This is a genomic window from Pseudomonas sp. SH10-3B (genome assembly GCF_019891415.1).
Classification (GTDB): domain Bacteria; phylum Pseudomonadota; class Gammaproteobacteria; order Pseudomonadales; family Pseudomonadaceae; genus Aquipseudomonas.
Genome location: NZ_JAFLXD010000148.1, coordinates 1 through 309 on the forward strand (window position 1 = coordinate 1; position 309 = coordinate 309).

Annotated in this window: 1 protein-coding gene; it reads left to right on the forward strand. The window is 57.3% G+C overall.

Annotated elements, in window-relative coordinates:
- Positions 1–309: hypothetical protein (locus J1G35_RS30740; RefSeq protein WP_223016889.1), on the forward strand; the 309-nt coding region annotated here is incomplete at both ends.

Genomic DNA, 309 nt, shown 5'->3' on the forward strand with positions numbered 1-309 from the left:
TGACTGTTTCCTTCACCGGCAACAGCAACGTAGACGGCTACTACAGCCTGTCCGGCAATAACGTTGTACTGACCCAAAAAGGCGCCGACTTCGTTAACGCCGGCAATCAATTGCCGAAGATCGACCTGACCGTTACCGATCCTGAAGGGCTCAGCTCCAATGGCACCGGCCAGCCGACTGTCACCTTGCATAACGACGTGCCAGTGATCAGCGTCGCCCCAGAAACCATCGATGAAAACTCTGCGACAGCGGGCACCGTCGCCGGCCGCTTTACTGCGACCGACGAAGAAACCCCACGCGAAGGTTTGA